We start from the raw sequence: 15,169 nt of genomic DNA on the forward strand, positions 1-15,169 counted from the left end.
GGCCCCGGGGCCGCGGCTGGTGGCGCGCAGCACCGCCGACGACAGCGCCGGCCGGCTGGTCTCCGTCCCGGCCGACGACCCCGACGGTGCGCGCACGGTCTCGCCCGTGTCGTGCACGAGGTCGTACGCCTCCGGCGGCACGGGGTTGTGCCTGCGCCTCGACCCCGGGCTGACGGCGATATGTCCACCGCCGGGCACCGCTACCTGGTGCTCGGCGACCTCGACAGCCACCGCCTGCGGGCCCTGATGGACAACGTCGAGTGCCCCTCGCTCTCCCCCGACGGCACCCGGATCGCCCTCAAGTCCGCGCTCGGCGGCGATCCGGCCCGTGGCTGGCGCCTGTCGGTGCTGGACCTGGACACCCGCCGGGTCACCCCGCTCGCCGAGACCCGCAGCGTGGACGACCAGGCCGCCTGGATCGACCAGCGGACCGTCGCCTACGCCCTCCCCCGGGGACGGGAGCACGCCGACGTCTGGACCGTCCCCGCCGACGGCATCGGCACCCCGCGGATTCTCATCCCCGACGCCGCGTCCCCGTCGCCCTCGCTGGCGGCGTCATCGGCCCGGAGGCCCAGTGATCAGCGCGTTCGACCTCTTCAGCATCGGCATCGGCCCCTCCAGCTCGCACACCGTGGGGCCGATGCGCGCCGCCCGCCTCTTCGCCACCGGCCTGGCCTACTCGTGGCCTGCGTACGCCGGGGCTGCCAGACCGAGGGCGTCCTGCCCGGCGGCCTGGGGGTGCGGCGCCGGGCCCCCGGCCTGTGGCGAAGGCTGGAGCGGGAGTCCCACGGCGACGACCCGCTGCACGTCATGGACCGGGTCGTGCTGCATGCCCTGGCCGTCAACGAGGAGAACGCGTCCATCTCGGGCGCCGAGGTCGGCTGCCAGGGCGAGGTCGGCTCGGCGTGCGCCATGGCCGCCGCCGGGCCGGCCGAGGCGATGGGCGGCACCGCGGGCCAGGCCGAGAACGCCGCCGAGATCGCGCTCGAACACCATCTCGGCCCCTACGCGCATGGCCGCCGAGCACGGCCTCGTGCTGTCGTGGATCTCAGCTCTTCATTTGTGAGCAATGCTCATGTATGGTCGCCGACACTATGAGGAACCGCTGGTTGTCGCCGATCGCCGTCGTGGTGCTGGCCGCCGTCATCGCGCTGGGGGCGGCGTTCGACCCGTCAGGGCTGGCCGCGCCGTACACCTGGACCGGCGCCGATCTGCTGCCCGTCGCCGGGCTCTGGCAGGTGGCCGCGCCGGCCGTCTACGTGCCGTTGCTGCTGGCGGGGGTCGGAGTGCTGGCGTGGACGGTCGCGCGCGGACGTGCCCCGCTGCGGACGGCGCTGCTGGTCTGGGGCGCGGTGGTGTGGTCGGCGATGGCGGCGAAGCTGGTGATGTCGCTGGTGATGACCTTCGGTGATGTGGTCTACCTGGCGTGGTCGACCGGCTTCACCGGCGTCAAGGCGGCGATCTTCGGCCTGCCGGTGCTGGTAGCCGCCTGGCTCGCCCAGCTCCTGCACCGCCACGTCGCCCCACCTCCTGCGGCCTCGGCCTCCTCGCCGTCCACGGGTCCGGATGCCGGACCCGCCGCGGCCTCGGGAACGCTCTTCCCGCGGGCCTCCGGGCCGGGATGGGCGGCGGCGGGAGTGGCCGTGGTCCTGGCCGCGTCGGTCGGCGGGGTGTGGTGGGGCGGCTCCCCCGTCGGGTACGCCATCGGCGACTCCCCGCTGGCCCCGGCGCCCGAGGCGGGACCGCTGGGCTGCCTGGCCGCCGTGACTCTGCTGGGCGTGCTGACGTGGGCACTGAACCGCCGGCTCGGCACCACCACCTCACCGCGGGCGGTCCTGGCCGGGCTCTCCGCGCTGGGGGCGGCCGCGACGCTGGGCCTGGTCCAGGTGGCCATCGGGATCCCCGGCGATCTGGCGGGCGGCGACATGTTCTGGGCGCCGGCGATCATGCTTCGCCTCGCCCCCGCGCTCTCCTTCGGCGCCCTCCTCGCCCTCGGAACGGCGGCGTTCGTCGCCCTCCTCCCCGCCATCCGGCCGGCGCGAAGAACCAGCCTTCTCCCGCCGCGTAAGGGCGTCGCCTTTTCCGTACCGGTCCGGATGGCGGTCGTCGTGGCCGCGGCGGCGCTCGCCCTGCCGCTCCTGCAACCCGGCGCCACCACCGCGCCGCCACCGCGCACCAAGGGGCTGGGACTCTCGGCCGACCGCAGGATCATCGACGCCGACGGCAACGAGGTGCTGCTGCGCGGCGTGAACGTCAACCAGCTCGAAGACTACTTCCAGAAGCGTCCGGACAAGGCGGTGACGCGACCACTCACCGAGGCCGACTTCGCCGGCATGGAGCAGATGGGCTTCAACGTCATCCGCCTCGCTCTGTCCTGGTCGGCACTGGAACCCCGGCCCGGCCACTACGACCCGGCCTACCTCGCCAGGATCTCCTGGGCCGTCGAGACCGCGGCCCGGCACGGCATGCGCACGGTCATCGACATGCACCAGGACGCATGGGGCAAAGGCGTCAACGCCGCCCCCGGAACCACCTGCCGGAACGGTTCCCCGATGCACGGCTGGGACGGCGCCCCGACCTGGGCCGACCGCTTCGACGGCGCCCCCAGGTGCGAATTCACCGGACGCGACATCTCACCGGCCGTCGCCCGCGCCTTCACCAACTTCTACCAGGACAGGGACGGCATCCAGACCCGCCTGGTCGCCGCCTGGGGCATGCTGGCGGAGCGGTTCGCGAACGAGCCGATGGTCGCCGGATACGACCTGCTGAACGAGCCGGGCTTCGGCGAGGCCCCGCCGATCACCTCCGGCGTCCTGCTCGGCCGCTACTACGACCGGGCGATCAAGGCCATCAGGGCGGGCGAGAGGCGCGGCTTTCCGCACCTGGTCTTCTTCGAGCCGTCCGTGCTCTGGTCGGGTCTCGGCTTCGAGGTCTCGGTGCCCAAGGACTTCACCGACGACCGGCTGCTCGTCTTCGCTCCCCACCTCTACAACGAGTCGATCACCATCGACCAGGGCACCGGCGTCACCGTCACGAGCATCGAGCGCGGCTTCGACCTGGCGAGCCGCGCGGCGGAGTACTACGGCGCCGGGCTCTGGTCGGGAGAGTGGGGCTGGTTCGGCGACCCCGCCTCGGCCCCGATCACGAGATACACCGACCAGGAGGATCGGCACCGCATCGGTGGCGCGTTCTGGGTCTGGAAGCAGTCCTGCGGCGACGCCCACGCCGAAGCCGACTCCAGGACCGGCGGCAACCTCATGATCGAGGACTGTCTCACCGGGAAGGACCTGCCCCCGCCCGCCGAATACGTCACCGAGCTCTCGCGCCCCTACCCCCGCTCCGCCCCCGGCCGTCTAACCGGCCTGACGTCGGACCGGGCGAGCCTCACGGCCCGGGGCGAAGGCAACGGGTGCGGCCTCGACGTCTGGTTCCCGGGCGACACCCGGCCGGCCGTCCGTGGCACCGGACTCAAGGACGTCGCCGCCCAACGGGCACCGGGCGGCTGGCGCATCACCGGCTGCACCACGGGCCCCTACAACCTGACCGCCCAGGCCCCTGCCGGGGCCCGCAGGACATGACCGTCGTTCGCATGGATGAGCCACAGTGGAGGGGTGAACGTCCTCCTGGTTCAGCCCCCCATCTGGTCCCCCGACGGCCACGCCAACTTCGACGCCATCGAGGAGCTGGCCGGACGGGAGCCGGTGCGCGGCGACGTGCTGCTCCTGCCCGAGCCGGCCGGATCCTCCTTGTCACGCGCCCTCGACGTGGGCGTGGTGGACGGGGACATGACGGGCGGTGCAGCTCGGCAGGCTGCCCGGCCGCCGAACACCAGCAGCCCAGCGCCGCTGAGCCCTCAGGTGGACAACGGCGAGAGGCTCGGCGACGGTCCGTGAAAGCACCAAGGCACTTCCGGCAGGAAGGCGCGGCCATCGCTTCGTCGCCCGAGGGCAGAGAGCGAGAAGTGGCTTGCCACCAGCCTGACGGGATGGGATGGGATCTTGGCGAGCTTGCGCGAAGTACGACGTACCGGGCGCACAGGTCGCGTGCTGGCCAACGGAGAGATCCGGGACGAGGCTGCGGGCGTGTTGGGTCTTCGCACCCAGGTCGAGGCCACGACCGACTCGGTGTTCAAGATCGGCTCGATCACCAAGATCTGGACGGCAACGCTGATCCAGCAACTGGTCGACGACGGCGTGCTGGATCTCGACCGTCCCGTTCGCGACTACCTGCCCGGCTTCCGGCTGAGCGACCCAGGGGCCACCGCGTCCCTGACCGCCCGCCACCTGCTCACCCACACCGGTGGTATCGACGGCAACCACTTCACCGACACCGGCCGCAACGACGACGCGATCGAGAAGTTCGTCGCCACCCTCGCCGAGGCGGACCAGCTCCTCCCGCCCGACACCGTCTTCTCCTACTCCAACAGCGGGTACGTGGTGCTCGGCAGGCTGGTGGAGGTGTTGCGCGACAAGCCCTTCCACGACGTGCTCCGTGACCGCCTGGTGACACCACTGGGCCTGCGCACCGCCGCTGCCGACCCCTACGAGGCGATCCTGCACCGTGCCGCGGTCGGCCATGTCAGGACCGGCGGAGAGGTCGTTCCATCGGCGGGTGTGGCGGTGGCCGTGCTGACCAACAGCACGGGCGGTGAGCCACTGGCCTACGAGATCTTCGATGCGGCGCTCAGGGACCTTGCCGGCGTCGAGACGGCACCCCTGCCTGTGCCGCCCTTGAACCCGACCGGAATCGACGTGGACCGCATGTGCGGCACCTACCGCTCCACCCTGTACGACATCACCCTCACCAGCGAGCACGACCGCGCGTTCCTCACCTACCGCCCCCGCAATGAAATCGCCGAATCCTTCCTCGGTGGGGCCGAGAATCGCGTCGAGGTCGTCCGCCTCAACGACAACTCGGTCATCACCGCGGAACCGAAGTCCAATGGCCACCAGGTCCTGTCCCTCGTCGGCTCCGACCGGCACGGCCGCGCCCGATTCCTGCACAACGGTGCCGCCGCGTACCGGATCGCTTGACGGTCACTTCGACGTCCGCCTTGCCGCAGCCCCGAGAGCGCACCCGGGGTCGAGACTCGCCGACACACCACGCCCGGAGCTCAGGCGGTCCCGGTGATCGGCTGCCGCCTGCTTCACTGCGCGAGGCTGACGTGCGGCAGGCAGGTGCGGCTCCGACGCCGCGCCTGCCTGCCGGTGAGGTCATGCCGCCTCGTCACCGCTTCGCCGGTCACGAGGTCTTCGACATTCCGTTGCTTCTTGTAGATGTCCGGCCGAGGCGCCTCAGCAGCAGCCGCCGCAGCCGCCCCCGCAGCCCTGGGGCGGGCAGGGAGCCGCTGGGCGGGCGCAGACGACGACCTCGTCGGTGACGGGGCCGTCGGTCTCGTTGGCGGTGGCGGTGGCGGTGTTGGTCAGCGGGCCGGGCTGGGTGACCTTGGCCAGGAGGGTGAGGGTGTGGGTGGTGCCGAGATCCATCGCGCCGACGTCCCACAGGCCGGTGGCCGGGTCGTAGCTGCCGGCCGTGGGAGTGGCGGAGATGAAGGTCAGCCCCTCGGGGAGCTGGTCGACGACCGTGACGCCGGTGGCGTCGTTGGGCCCGTTGTTGGTGACGGCCACGTGGTAGGTGACCGCCTCGCCGACGGCGGCCGTGGCACGGTCGGCGGCCTTGACGACGGCGAGTTCGACCACGCGCTTCACCGGCGTGGTGGTGGCGTTGGAGGAGGAGGTGAGGTGGTCGGGCGCGTTGCCGAGGGTGTTGTCGTAGGTGGCACCGGCCTGGTTCTCGATCTCGCGGCCGGCGCCGGCACGTTCGACGCGGACACGGAACTCCACCGTGGTTCCGTTGGGCGCGTCCGCGGTCGAGGCCAGGCTGCCGCCCTGCTGGGCGGTGGCGCCCTGGCCCAGGTGGAAGACGACACGGCCGGCGCCGGCGTCGACGTACGCCTGGTCGTCACCGGCCGCGTCGCTCCTGCCGCCGCTGTCGGGGCCGTCGATGACGTGCAGGGAGCCGGGGACGTAGCTGGTGCCGGCCGGGATGTCGTCGGTCAGGACGAGGTTGTCGGCCGGGGCGCCGCCCTCGTTCCTGGCGTTCACCCGGTAGGTGATGACGTCGCCGACCTCGACCTCGCCCTCGGGGATCGCGGCCTTGGTGAGCACGACGCAGGGGGCGGTGCCGAAGATGATGCCGTCCAGGAAGTTGCCGATCGCCGGGTTGCCCCCGGCCGCGGAGATGGACCTGAAGGCGAACCTGGTGACGGTCTGGCCGGCTGGGACGACGTATTCGCCGGTGTAGTGCCCCCAGGCGGTGTTGCCGTCGGTCATGCGCGCCTGTTCCACCGGGGCGTTCGGGGGGCCGATCTGCAGGGCCATGGTGTCGGCGCCCTGGCGGCCGCGGTGTGAGAGTTTCCAGTAAAGCTTGGTGCCGGGCGCGGTGGCGAGGTCCTGGTACAGGGTGGAGACCATGTTGGCGTTGAGCTCGGCGAACTGCTGGCCGTCGTCGGACGGGACGTTCAGGAAGCCGGTGTGCCAGAGTTCGATCTGGCCGTCGGAGGCGGTGGTGCGCCAGCCGGGCACCGCGCGGGGGTCGTTGTGGGAGGCGTCGGGCCGTATCTCGTAGTTGGTGACGACGGGTGCTTCGAAGCTGCCGTTGACCAGGGCGATGCGTTGTCCGCAACCGCCGGGCAGGGGGTTTTGGGGAACGGCCACAAGGTGTCCTTCCGTCGAGGTGGTGGGGAGCCGGCCGGCGTTCGTGGGTGCCGTCCGGGGTCCGCGCAGTGGGCTGCCGCGGGTGCGAGGGCGCAGAGCGGACCACAGACGGGCGGCCCGGGATGGCTTGTCGGCGTGCACGAGCGAATGGCCTCGCGTGGTAGGCGGGCGGGGGCGTCGGGTCGCGGTGCGGTTGGGGTGCTTGACGGGTTCGACGGCCGGTGCTGATTACGGCAGAGGGGGAAGTGCTTTGCGTAGCCGACTACGTACTGAACGTAGTTGAAGCTGGTCAGGGCGCTGCACTAGCTGCACGGTGAGAGCCGCATGGCCGGCGGGCGCGGATCCAAGCCAAAGGGGGCGGGGCCCATGGCCCCGCCCCCTCCGTGTGCGGCTTCTTCCGCTACGGCTCACGCCTTACCGACGGTGCGCCCTGGCGGCGTTCCTGGATGCGGCGTTGCCGGTCATGGGCAGGCAGGACGGCGTCTGGAAGACCACACCGTCGAGGAAGTTGCCGAATGTCGACCTTCCGCCTGCCGCCGAGACCGACTCGAAGGCGAAGCGGGTGACGGTCTGTCCGGCGGGGACGACGTAGGTGCCGGTGTAGTGGCCCCAGGCGGTGTTGCCGTCGGAGATGTCAGGAGAGCCGGCCCCGTCCGGGTTCTGGGGGGTGGGGGCGCCTGGAGTGCCGATGAGCACCCGCATCACGTCCGTGCCCAGGCGGCCCCGGTGGTAGAGCGACCAGGTCATCACGGTGCCGGGGACGGTGGGGACGTCCTGGTAGAGCGTGGAGACCTCGTTGGCGTTCAGTTCGGCGAACTGCTGGCCGTCGGCGGCAGGGACGCCGCTGGCGCTGTTCCAGAACTCCAGCTTGCGGTCGGAGGCGGTGGTGCGCCAGCCGACGGCGGGGTTGGTGGAGGCGTCGGGGATGTTCCAGTCGTAGCGGGCGACGGCGGGCGTCTCGAAGCTGCCGTTGACCAGGTTGATGGGCTCGCGGGTGCACTCGACGGTGACGGTGACCGTGGCGGTGCTGGTGCCGCAGGCGGTCTCGATGGTGTACGTGAAGCTGTCGGTGCCGGCGCGGTCCTTGTCCGGGGTGTAGATCACTCTGTCGCCCGAGATGGTCACCTTGCCGTAGGCGGGCTGGGTGACGGCGCTGATCGTCGGTGATGTGCCGGTGTCGTTGGCCAGGACGGGCACGGTGACGGGCGTGTTGTCGGTGGTGGAGGCGGTGTCGTCGGCGGCGTTGGTGGGCGAGATGGAGTTCCCGCTGACGATCTGGATGGGCGGGGCCGCGGCGTTGTTGCCGAGCTGGCCCGGGAGCGCGATGACGCTGCTGATGCCGCTCGGCCGGATGGTCATGCTGCGCCCGACGGTTCCGGGGTTGACCCGGAAGGTGATGACCGTCGGCCCGGGGTCGGTCTTGCCGCCCGGCGACCGGACGGTCAGGGTGTTGCCGCCGAGGGATCCGTTCTGCACCGGCCCGACGACGGTGGCGTTGGCCACCAGGGATGACACGTCCCAGGTGGTGGTGTAGGAGCTGACCACCAGCGGCCACTGCGCCGTCTGGTGCCGCAGGGTGAGGGTGAACGTGCTGCCCGGCGCGATCTGACCGCCCCACAGGCTGGGCGAGGTGGTGACCGAGATGGTGCCGCTGCCCAGCCGCCAGCCGAGCGCGTTCTTCCAGTAGTACTCGACGGGGTAGTTGGCCTGGCCGTGCCGGACGCATGGGGTGCCGGCGGCCTGGTGGACGGTTCTGTGTGCGGGGGTGTGGGCATCGGCCTGCGCCGGGGAGGTCGCGGCGAGCAGAGGGAGCAGGAGGGCTCCGGTGATGGTGGCCGTCGCCATGGCCTTGGCTCGGGAGGCGAGGCGGCGTCGGAGACGCGGTGTGGGGTTCAACTTGCCATCCTCACTAAAAGTAGTTGTCAAATAACTATCTGTAATTGGTAGAGGAAGACAAGAGGCTCCGCCCTGTCGCCTCAGGCGGACGGCGCGCACCCTATCCGAACAGTGACTCTTTGTATTCATCTGAATACCGCCGCGACCTCACCGTCACCGCCAACGCGATGCACTCGCGTGACGACGCCACCACCGACCAGGCCATCAACCACCGCATGACAGCCGAATTCAGCACCCCCTGAGGCACCCATGCCCGCCCTCGTCCCGTGCCGCCCGCCGGGTTCTGCGCAAGTCCTCCGGGGTGACGGCCACGATTGGTGCGGCGGCCGAGTTCATCGATAAGGTGCCTGGTCACGACCGCACCCCGTTCGATGGTGGCGCCTCCACGGCCGCCCGGGCTGATCTCTGCCTGCCCAGGGCCTCGGATGCGGGGGCGATCCTCACGGCGGGGCAGCCGGGCCCCGGCCGGCGGGTCAGGAGGAACGAGTGGCACAGATCATCGCCGAGGTCTCACGGACGTTCAACGAGTTTCTGCTCTTGCCCAACCGCACGCGCACCGACTGCTCGGCCGCGACGGTTGACCTGCGCACGCCCTTGGCGCGACACGTCGTGGGCGAGGCGTCGGCGATCGAGCTGCAGTCCCCGTTCACGTCCGCGATCATGCAGGCCGTCGGCACACCCGATCTCGCGATCGCGCTCGCGCGCGACGGTGGTCTCAGCTTCCTGCACCACAACCAGCCCATCGCGGACCAGGCCGCGGCGGTCCGCAAGGTGAAGAACTTCAAGGCCGGGTTCGTCACCAGCGACACCAACGTCCGCCCCGACAACAGCCTGAGCGTCCTGGTCGACGTCATGCGCCACACCGGTCACAGCACCGCAGCGGTCACCCACGACGGGACCGCCACCGGCCGGCTGCTCGGCCTGGTGACCTCCCGGGACTTCCATCCCCAGCGTCATGATCTGGACGGACCGGTCAGCGGCCGGATGACCTCCATCGCCGACCTGGCCCATGCCGGGCCCGACATCACGCTCTCGGAGGCCAACGCGCGGCTGTGGGACGAACGGCTGGACTGCCTCCCGGTGCTGGACGCCGAGGGTCACCTGCAGCATCTGGTGTTCCGTTCCGACTACGCGGACAACAAGCGTTTCCCGAACCAGCTCGTGGACGCCGCCAAGCGACTGCGTGTGGGCGCGGGCATCAACACCCACGACTATCGAGAGCGCGTCCCGGCCCTGCTGGAGGCGGGCGTGGACGCGTTGTGCTTCGACTCCTCCGACGGCTACAGCGACTGGCAGGCGCAGGCTCTGTCCTGGGTGAAGAAGCACTATCCGGAGGTCCCGGTCGGCGGCGGCAACGTGGTCGACGGCGAGGCGTTCACCTTTCTCGCCGAGGCGGGAGCGGACTTCGTCAAGGTCGGCGTGGGCGGCGGCTCCATCTGCATCACCCGTGACCAGAAGGGCATCGGCCGCGGCCAGGCCAGCGCCGTGCTGGACGTCGCGGCGGCCCGGGACGCCTTCCGCGAACGCACCGGCGAGTACGTGCCGATCTGCTCCGACGGCGGGCTGGTGCACGACTACCACGTGGCCCTGGCGCTGGCGATGGGGGCCGACTTCGTCATGATGGGGCGTTACTTCGCACGCTTCGACCAGGCGGCCGGCGCGAAGCTGCCCACCCGTGACGGCTTCGTGAAGGAGTACTGGGGTGAGGGCGCGAACCGGGCCCGCAACTGGCAGCGCTACGGCCAGGGAGGCCAGGGGCTGGTCTTCGAGGAAGGCGTGGACGGTTACGTCCCCTACGCCGGTGACCTCGGCGAAGGGCTCGCCCTGACCGTCGCCAAGCTCAGAACCACGATGGTCTCCTGCGGTTCCACCACGCTGCCGGAATTCCGGTCCACGGCCCGGCTGACCCTCGTTTCGGACCAGAGCTTCCAGGAGAGCCACGCCAGCGTCACCCTGCGGGACACGCCGGTGACGGTCTCCTGACGAGGGCTCGTGAACGGGGCATTTGGGTTCAGTGGCGGAGGTGTTCGTAACCTCCGCCCTGGAGCCGCTGCCACAGCGGCGTCTCGCTGGAGAGTCGCGTGCCGGGAGGCCTCGCTCGACAAGGATCTGAACGGCAGGCGTCTCGACGCGTGATCCGGCCTCTTCGCCCCCACCTGCGCGGGAATTGGGCGTGACCGATTCCCGCAATCCAACCCGTGACAAAAGGGCTGACAGCCGCTTGAATGGCGCTCGAACATGAAGAGTCACATCGGGCTGGTGGGCCGGAGCGCGGAGCTGGAGCGGGTCGGGCGGCTGCCCGCCGGAGCGCGGGCCGTGGTGGAGGCGGCGGCGGTGCTGCAGGTGCCGGTGCCCGTGCCGGTGCTGGTCGCGATCTGCGGCCTGGAACGCGCCGACGCGCTGGCCTGGCTGGAGGAGGCACTGCGCTCAGGGCTGCTGAGCGAGCACACCGCGCTCCCGCGCGGCGCTTCCGACGGCTCGGCGCGCACGGCGGGTGTGGGGTTCCGGCACATGCTGGCCCTGCAGGCGGTGTACGAGAGCATCGCGCTGCCGCGGCGTCAGGTGCTGCACGGACGGCCTGTTACGCGGGTCATTACGAGGTGAGCCGCCGCCTGCTGGACGCCGCGCTGCGCGGTGGGCTGAAGATCGACAGCAGCCGGCGGCTGGAGTACCTCATCCGTTCCTCCCTGGCGGTGCTGCGCTATTTCCGCGGAGAGTGGACGGGGCTCGGCGACGAGACCGGAACGCCCGCTACCCGCACGCGGGGCCGCTGCCGGCCGATCGGTGGAACGAGGACCTGATCATGGAGTGCTATCCGGACCTACTGCGGATGGCCCGATCGCTCAAGTTCGGGGAGGCGACCGCCTCCCTGATCGTCGGGAAGTGGTCAGCGGCCTCCCGGCAGAACACCCTGGCGGCGGCGTTGAAGGAGTGGGGTCGGATGCGGCGGACCATCCACGCTGCCCGCTACCTGTCCGCCCCGGTCTACCGCCGCAAGATTTCCCGCCAGCTCAACAAGGGCGAGAGCCTGCACGCCCTGCGCCGCGACCTGCACTACGCCCAGCAGGGCACCCTCGTCCGGCCCCACTTCCAGGACCAGACCGAGCAGGCCTGGTGCCTCACCCTCCTCACCAACGCCGTGATCACCTGGACTACCGAGTACTACGGCAAGGCGATCGGTGAGCTCCGCACCCAGGCCGCGACGTCCCCGACGAACTGCTGTCGTTGGCCGTCCTCTCGTTCCTCGACCCCGGACCTACGTCACGCAGAATTCGTTGCTCTCGGTCCTGCATGATCCACGGCTTGCCCTCTACTGGACGCCTTGCAGAAGGCGGTGAAGGTCATGCGCCAGGCCGTCCCGTCACCGTGATGAGGCGATAGTCGGTTTCAGATGCGGGGCCGAAGGGTGCGCCGGACGGCGACGCCACCCAACGCGAGAGCGGGGATGAGCAGGATTCCCGCCTCGGTCCATTGGAACCACCAGAACCTGTCCTCGGGGTGAAATTCGGCCACCTGTCGAAAGCCGTGGCTGAAGGAGCACTTGGCATACTTCTTGGTCGTCGCATCCGTCCCGCAGGGGCCGGCGAGCGCGAGATCTCTGTCCTGAGCGGTGTACTTCGCGCCGCTTCCGTCGATCCAGTAGCTCGTCACGTGCAGGGAGCCTTCCGGTTCGAGTTCGTCGATGACCTCGGCCTGCACGGCTCGTTCCGGCGGCGCGTAGGAGGACGGCGCCCTGAGGAGTCCGAAGAATGCCAACGCGCACACCGCCAGGGTCACCGCCATCGCCGGCAGGGTCCGCCGGAACAGCGCGCCCGTGCCCACGCCGAGCACGAACGCGGCCAGCCACCACGCCGCCGGCATGATGCCGACGAGACGGAACCATGTCAAGTCGAAGCGGTCGACGTTGTAGGGAGGGACGTCGAAGGCTGCCAGCCACGGTTCCACGATGCCGGCCAGCGCCAGCCCGCCGAGCGTGACCGCGGCACCGAGCCCGACGATTTTGGCCGCCAACCAGCGCCGCCGCGTCACCGACTGGGTCCAGGTCAGCTGGTGCGTGCCCTGCTCGAACTCCCGGGCCAGCAGCGGAGCACCCCAGAAGGCGCCGATCATCGCCGGGGCCAGCAGCGGAAGCCATCCGAGGAGTTCACCCACCGAGTACATGCGCTCGTTCATCTCCACGCGGTAAGCGCTGCACGCGGGCGTGTCCGCCACGCAGTCGGCCGCCGGAGCGTTCTGGGCGGCGAAGTCGGCCGTGCCCAGACCGCTGATGAGCAGAACCGCGCCGAGGACGGCCAGCAGCGCCGTGGTGACGAGCACCTGCATGCGATGCTGCCGCCAGGTAAGCCACAACACTTCCAGGTCTCCCTAGTGGTCGGAAATGGTCAAGGTCGGACGAGGCAGGGACGTGGTGTCGGGGCGGCGCAGGTAGGCCAGCACCAGCTCCTCCAGGCTCACACCGGACGCACTCCATCGCGGGTCGTGCAACGGCGTTCCCGGGCCGGTGCGGACCAGCAGGTCGGCCTGCCGTCCGCTGCGGCTGTCGCTGATCACCGGCATCCGGGCCGCCACCCCGTCGGCCAGTTCGGCCGGACCGGACAGCATCCGGTGGGTGGCGAGCAACTCGTCGACCTCGCCGCTGATCTGGACCTGGCCGCGGTTGAGCACCACCAGCCAGTCGCAGGCGTTGGTCAGGTCCGACACCACATGGGAGGACAGCACGACGGTCATCTGCGTCTCGGCCACCGCCGCCATCAGGGAGCGCATGACGTCGTGCCTGGCCACCGGGTCGAGGTTGGCCAGCGGCTCGTCCATGACCAGCAGCTCCGGCCGCTTGGCCACGGCGATGGTCAGCGCGACCTGCGCCTGCTGACCTCCGGAAAGCTTGCCGACCTTGCGGTTCAGCGGGATGTCCAGCTCCGCCAGCCGTTGCCGGGCGAGGGCGTCGTCCCACCGCGGATTGAGATGGTGTCCGAAGCGGAGCATCTCAGCGACGGTGAAGCCGTCGTAGAGGGGTTTGTCCTGGGCCAGGAACGCCACCCGTGCGAGGGCGGCTGCCCGCTGGCCGACCGGTTCTCCGAAGACCCGCACGCTGCCGCGGGTGGGGGCGATCAGCCCGGCGACCAGGTGCAGGAACGTGGATTTGCCCGCGCCGTTCGGTCCGACGAGCGCGATGACCCGGCCGGCGGGGACGGACATCGTGCAGTCGCGTAACGCCCACGTGCCCCGATACCGCTTGGCGAGCCTCACGGCTTCCAGAGCCGTCGGGCTCTGTGCGGGGGCGGTGAGCTCACCGGATCCGCCGCCGAACATCCCCACTGTCCGATCCGCCGTCATGCGATCCCCTCCTGGGGGAAGTCAGCGAGCACCGAGGCGAACAGCGCCTCCATGTCTCCTTGGTCGAGCCCCGCTTCACGGCAGCCGCGCACCCACCGGGCGAGGTCGCGGCGGAACCGGGTGTGATCGACCGTGGATCCGCCGCCCAGGGACCGCTGCACAAACGTGCCCAACCCGGGCCGGCCCACGACGAGGCCCTCGTGTTCCAGTTCGCGGTAGGCCTTGGCCACGGTGTTCGGATTGATCGCGAGGTCGCTGACGACCTCTTTGATCGTCGGCAGCCGATCACCTGGCATGAGCACACCGAGCCGCAAGGCGTGTTTGACCTGATGCACCAGCTGCAGGTAGGTCGTCACTCCAGAGCTCGGGTCGAGGCGAAGCTTGATCACCACAATACCCTTTTCCTATTGGAATAGTAAAAGGGTATTAGCGTCCCACGATCTTCGTCAACTCGGCCTCCTGGCCGCTCGTGCGGGTCGTCGTCGCCTCTTTCCCCAGCCGGGGCCGAATCTGGGGCCTGGCATGGTCGACGTTCCCCAGCCCCGAATGAGCGCCGTATCCGCCGCCGATTCCGGTACTGCCGACGACGTCACCCGCGACGCCGATGAGGTTGAACATCACCCCTGTCCGCGATGCGACGTCCAGCCCGGATCGCCCTGCCGGTCACGGTCCGGCGCCGTCGCCGGCACCTACCACACCGGCCGCTTCGCCAAGGTTCCACGGCTGGCCAAACGGCTGCGCGTTCAAACTCCCGCCGACCGCAGACCAGGCCAGCCGTGGCGGCCCGGCACACCGCCGCCCGCCCCCATCGACCCCGACCGGTCCTCGGCCGACATCCGCATCGGCTACGCGCGCTGCTCCTCCCTGACCCAGGAGCTCCAGTCCCAACTGGACGCCCTGACCGCGCACGGCATCGGCCGCGACAAGATCTTCAGCGAGAAGGTCTCCACCCGCCTCAAAGTCCGCCCCGCGTTCGAGAAGGCCCTGGCCACCGCCCGGCAGATCAAGGCCCATGCTCCGCACTGCCGCGTCATCCTCACCGTGTACGAGATGAAGCGGCTCGGCCGAGACGCCGGCGAGCTCACCGCTCTGGCCGACCACCTCACCGCGCACGGCCTGGTCCTGGAAATGCTCGCCGGCCCCCTCGCCGGAATCTACGACCCGGCCGGGCCCGGCCGCACGCTCTTCGCGTTCTTCGCCGCCATGGCCGAGACCGAGCGAGA

Annotated in this window: 15 protein-coding genes and 3 pseudogenes; 12 read left to right on the top strand and 6 right to left on the bottom strand. The window is 70.4% G+C overall.

Features of this window, described 5'->3' with window-relative positions; translation table 11 throughout:
* Positions 1 to 19: 19 nt before the first annotated feature.
* From ACIHAD_RS46295 to ACIHAD_RS46320, 6 genes and pseudogenes are all read left to right on the top strand, one after another.
* Entirely contained in the window at positions 20 to 247 is a 228-nt protein-coding gene (locus tag ACIHAD_RS46295; RefSeq protein WP_397361234.1) for a hypothetical protein, read from the top strand.
* A 327-nt stretch (positions 248 to 574) separates the two neighbouring features.
* Positions 575 to 631: pseudogene (locus ACIHAD_RS46300) on the top strand (serine dehydratase beta chain); the annotation flags it as partial.
* Between the two features lie 53 nt (positions 632 to 684).
* Positions 685 to 1,002, top strand: a pseudogene (locus tag ACIHAD_RS46305) (L-serine ammonia-lyase, iron-sulfur-dependent, subunit alpha); the annotation flags it as partial.
* A gap of 92 nt (positions 1,003 to 1,094) precedes the next feature.
* Complete coding sequence (locus tag ACIHAD_RS46310) at positions 1,095 to 3,578, top strand: glycoside hydrolase family 5 protein (protein ID WP_397361235.1); 2,484 nt, start codon at positions 1,095 to 1,097, stop codon at positions 3,576 to 3,578.
* Between the two features lie 33 nt (positions 3,579 to 3,611).
* On the top strand, positions 3,612 to 3,893 hold the full coding sequence (locus tag ACIHAD_RS46315) for a hypothetical protein (RefSeq protein WP_397361236.1): 282 nt from the start codon (positions 3,612 to 3,614) through the stop codon (positions 3,891 to 3,893).
* 150 nt (positions 3,894 to 4,043) lie between these two features.
* Positions 4,044 to 5,033 (top strand): serine hydrolase domain-containing protein, encoded by a 990-nt coding sequence (locus tag ACIHAD_RS46320; protein ID WP_397361262.1) that lies wholly within the window; start codon positions 4,044 to 4,046, stop codon positions 5,031 to 5,033.
* 261 nt (positions 5,034 to 5,294) lie between these two features.
* On the opposite strand, the gene ACIHAD_RS46325 is transcribed toward ACIHAD_RS46320, so the two are convergent.
* Positions 5,295 to 6,716, bottom strand: coding sequence for a hypothetical protein (locus ACIHAD_RS46325; protein ID WP_397361237.1), 1,422 nt, complete (start codon positions 6,714 to 6,716; stop codon positions 5,295 to 5,297).
* Positions 6,717 to 7,130: 414 nt separating this feature from the next.
* Positions 7,131 to 8,612 carry an Ig-like domain-containing protein gene (locus tag ACIHAD_RS46330; RefSeq protein WP_397361238.1) on the bottom strand — a complete coding sequence of 494 codons (1,482 nt, stop codon included), beginning with the start codon at positions 8,610 to 8,612 and terminating at the stop codon, positions 7,131 to 7,133.
* Positions 8,613 to 8,731: 119 nt separating this feature from the next.
* Between ACIHAD_RS46330 and ACIHAD_RS46335 the strand changes: the two genes are divergently transcribed.
* The 5 genes from ACIHAD_RS46335 (at position 8,732) to ACIHAD_RS46355 (ending at position 11,907) form a co-directional block, all read left to right on the top strand.
* Positions 8,732 to 8,854 (top strand): hypothetical protein, encoded by a 123-nt coding sequence (locus ACIHAD_RS46335; protein ID WP_397361239.1) that lies wholly within the window; start codon positions 8,732 to 8,734, stop codon positions 8,852 to 8,854.
* A 244-nt stretch (positions 8,855 to 9,098) separates the two neighbouring features.
* On the top strand, positions 9,099 to 10,595 hold the full coding sequence (locus ACIHAD_RS46340; RefSeq protein ID WP_397361240.1) for an IMP dehydrogenase: 1,497 nt from the start codon (positions 9,099 to 9,101) through the stop codon (positions 10,593 to 10,595).
* A gap of 255 nt (positions 10,596 to 10,850) precedes the next feature.
* A complete protein-coding gene (locus ACIHAD_RS46345; RefSeq protein WP_397361241.1) occupies positions 10,851 to 11,216 on the top strand; it encodes a hypothetical protein in 366 nt (121 codons plus the stop codon).
* Positions 11,213 to 11,413: a hypothetical protein gene (locus ACIHAD_RS46350; protein ID WP_397361263.1), complete on the top strand. Its 201-nt coding sequence runs from the start codon at positions 11,213 to 11,215 to the stop codon at positions 11,411 to 11,413. Before ACIHAD_RS46345 ends, ACIHAD_RS46350 begins: the two co-directional genes overlap by 4 nt.
* A complete protein-coding gene (locus ACIHAD_RS46355) occupies positions 11,329 to 11,907 on the top strand; it encodes a Tn3 family transposase (protein ID WP_397361242.1) in 579 nt (192 codons plus the stop codon). Before ACIHAD_RS46350 ends, ACIHAD_RS46355 begins: the two co-directional genes overlap by 85 nt.
* 92 nt (positions 11,908 to 11,999) lie before the next feature.
* Here ACIHAD_RS46355 and ACIHAD_RS46360 read toward each other — a convergent pair whose 3' ends face one another.
* From ACIHAD_RS46360 to ACIHAD_RS46375, 4 genes are read right to left on the bottom strand one after another with little or no spacing between them, the layout of a single operon-like run.
* Positions 12,000 to 12,935 (bottom strand): ABC transporter permease, encoded by a 936-nt coding sequence (locus tag ACIHAD_RS46360; protein ID WP_397361243.1) that lies wholly within the window; start codon positions 12,933 to 12,935, stop codon positions 12,000 to 12,002.
* Positions 12,936 to 12,977: 42 nt separating this feature from the next.
* Positions 12,978 to 13,946: an ABC transporter ATP-binding protein gene (locus ACIHAD_RS46365; protein WP_397361244.1), complete on the bottom strand. Its 969-nt coding sequence runs from the start codon at positions 13,944 to 13,946 to the stop codon at positions 12,978 to 12,980.
* Positions 13,943 to 14,335 (bottom strand): GntR family transcriptional regulator, encoded by a 393-nt coding sequence (locus ACIHAD_RS46370; protein WP_397361245.1) that lies wholly within the window; start codon positions 14,333 to 14,335, stop codon positions 13,943 to 13,945. Before ACIHAD_RS46370 ends, ACIHAD_RS46365 begins: the two co-directional genes overlap by 4 nt.
* Positions 14,336 to 14,372: 37 nt before the next feature.
* A complete protein-coding gene (locus ACIHAD_RS46375) occupies positions 14,373 to 14,564 on the bottom strand; it encodes a hypothetical protein (RefSeq protein WP_397361264.1) in 192 nt (63 codons plus the stop codon).
* On the opposite strand from ACIHAD_RS46375, the pseudogene ACIHAD_RS46380 reads away from it, so the two are divergent.
* Positions 14,493 to 15,146: pseudogene (locus tag ACIHAD_RS46380) on the top strand (recombinase family protein); the annotation flags it as partial. The gene ACIHAD_RS46375 and the pseudogene ACIHAD_RS46380 sit on opposite strands and share 72 nt — an antisense overlap.
* Positions 15,147 to 15,169 lie beyond the last annotated feature (23 nt).

Origin of the sequence: Nonomuraea sp. NPDC052265, assembly GCF_044547985.1 — a bacterium.
In the GTDB taxonomy this organism is placed as follows: Bacteria; Actinomycetota; Actinomycetes; order Streptosporangiales; family Streptosporangiaceae; genus Nonomuraea.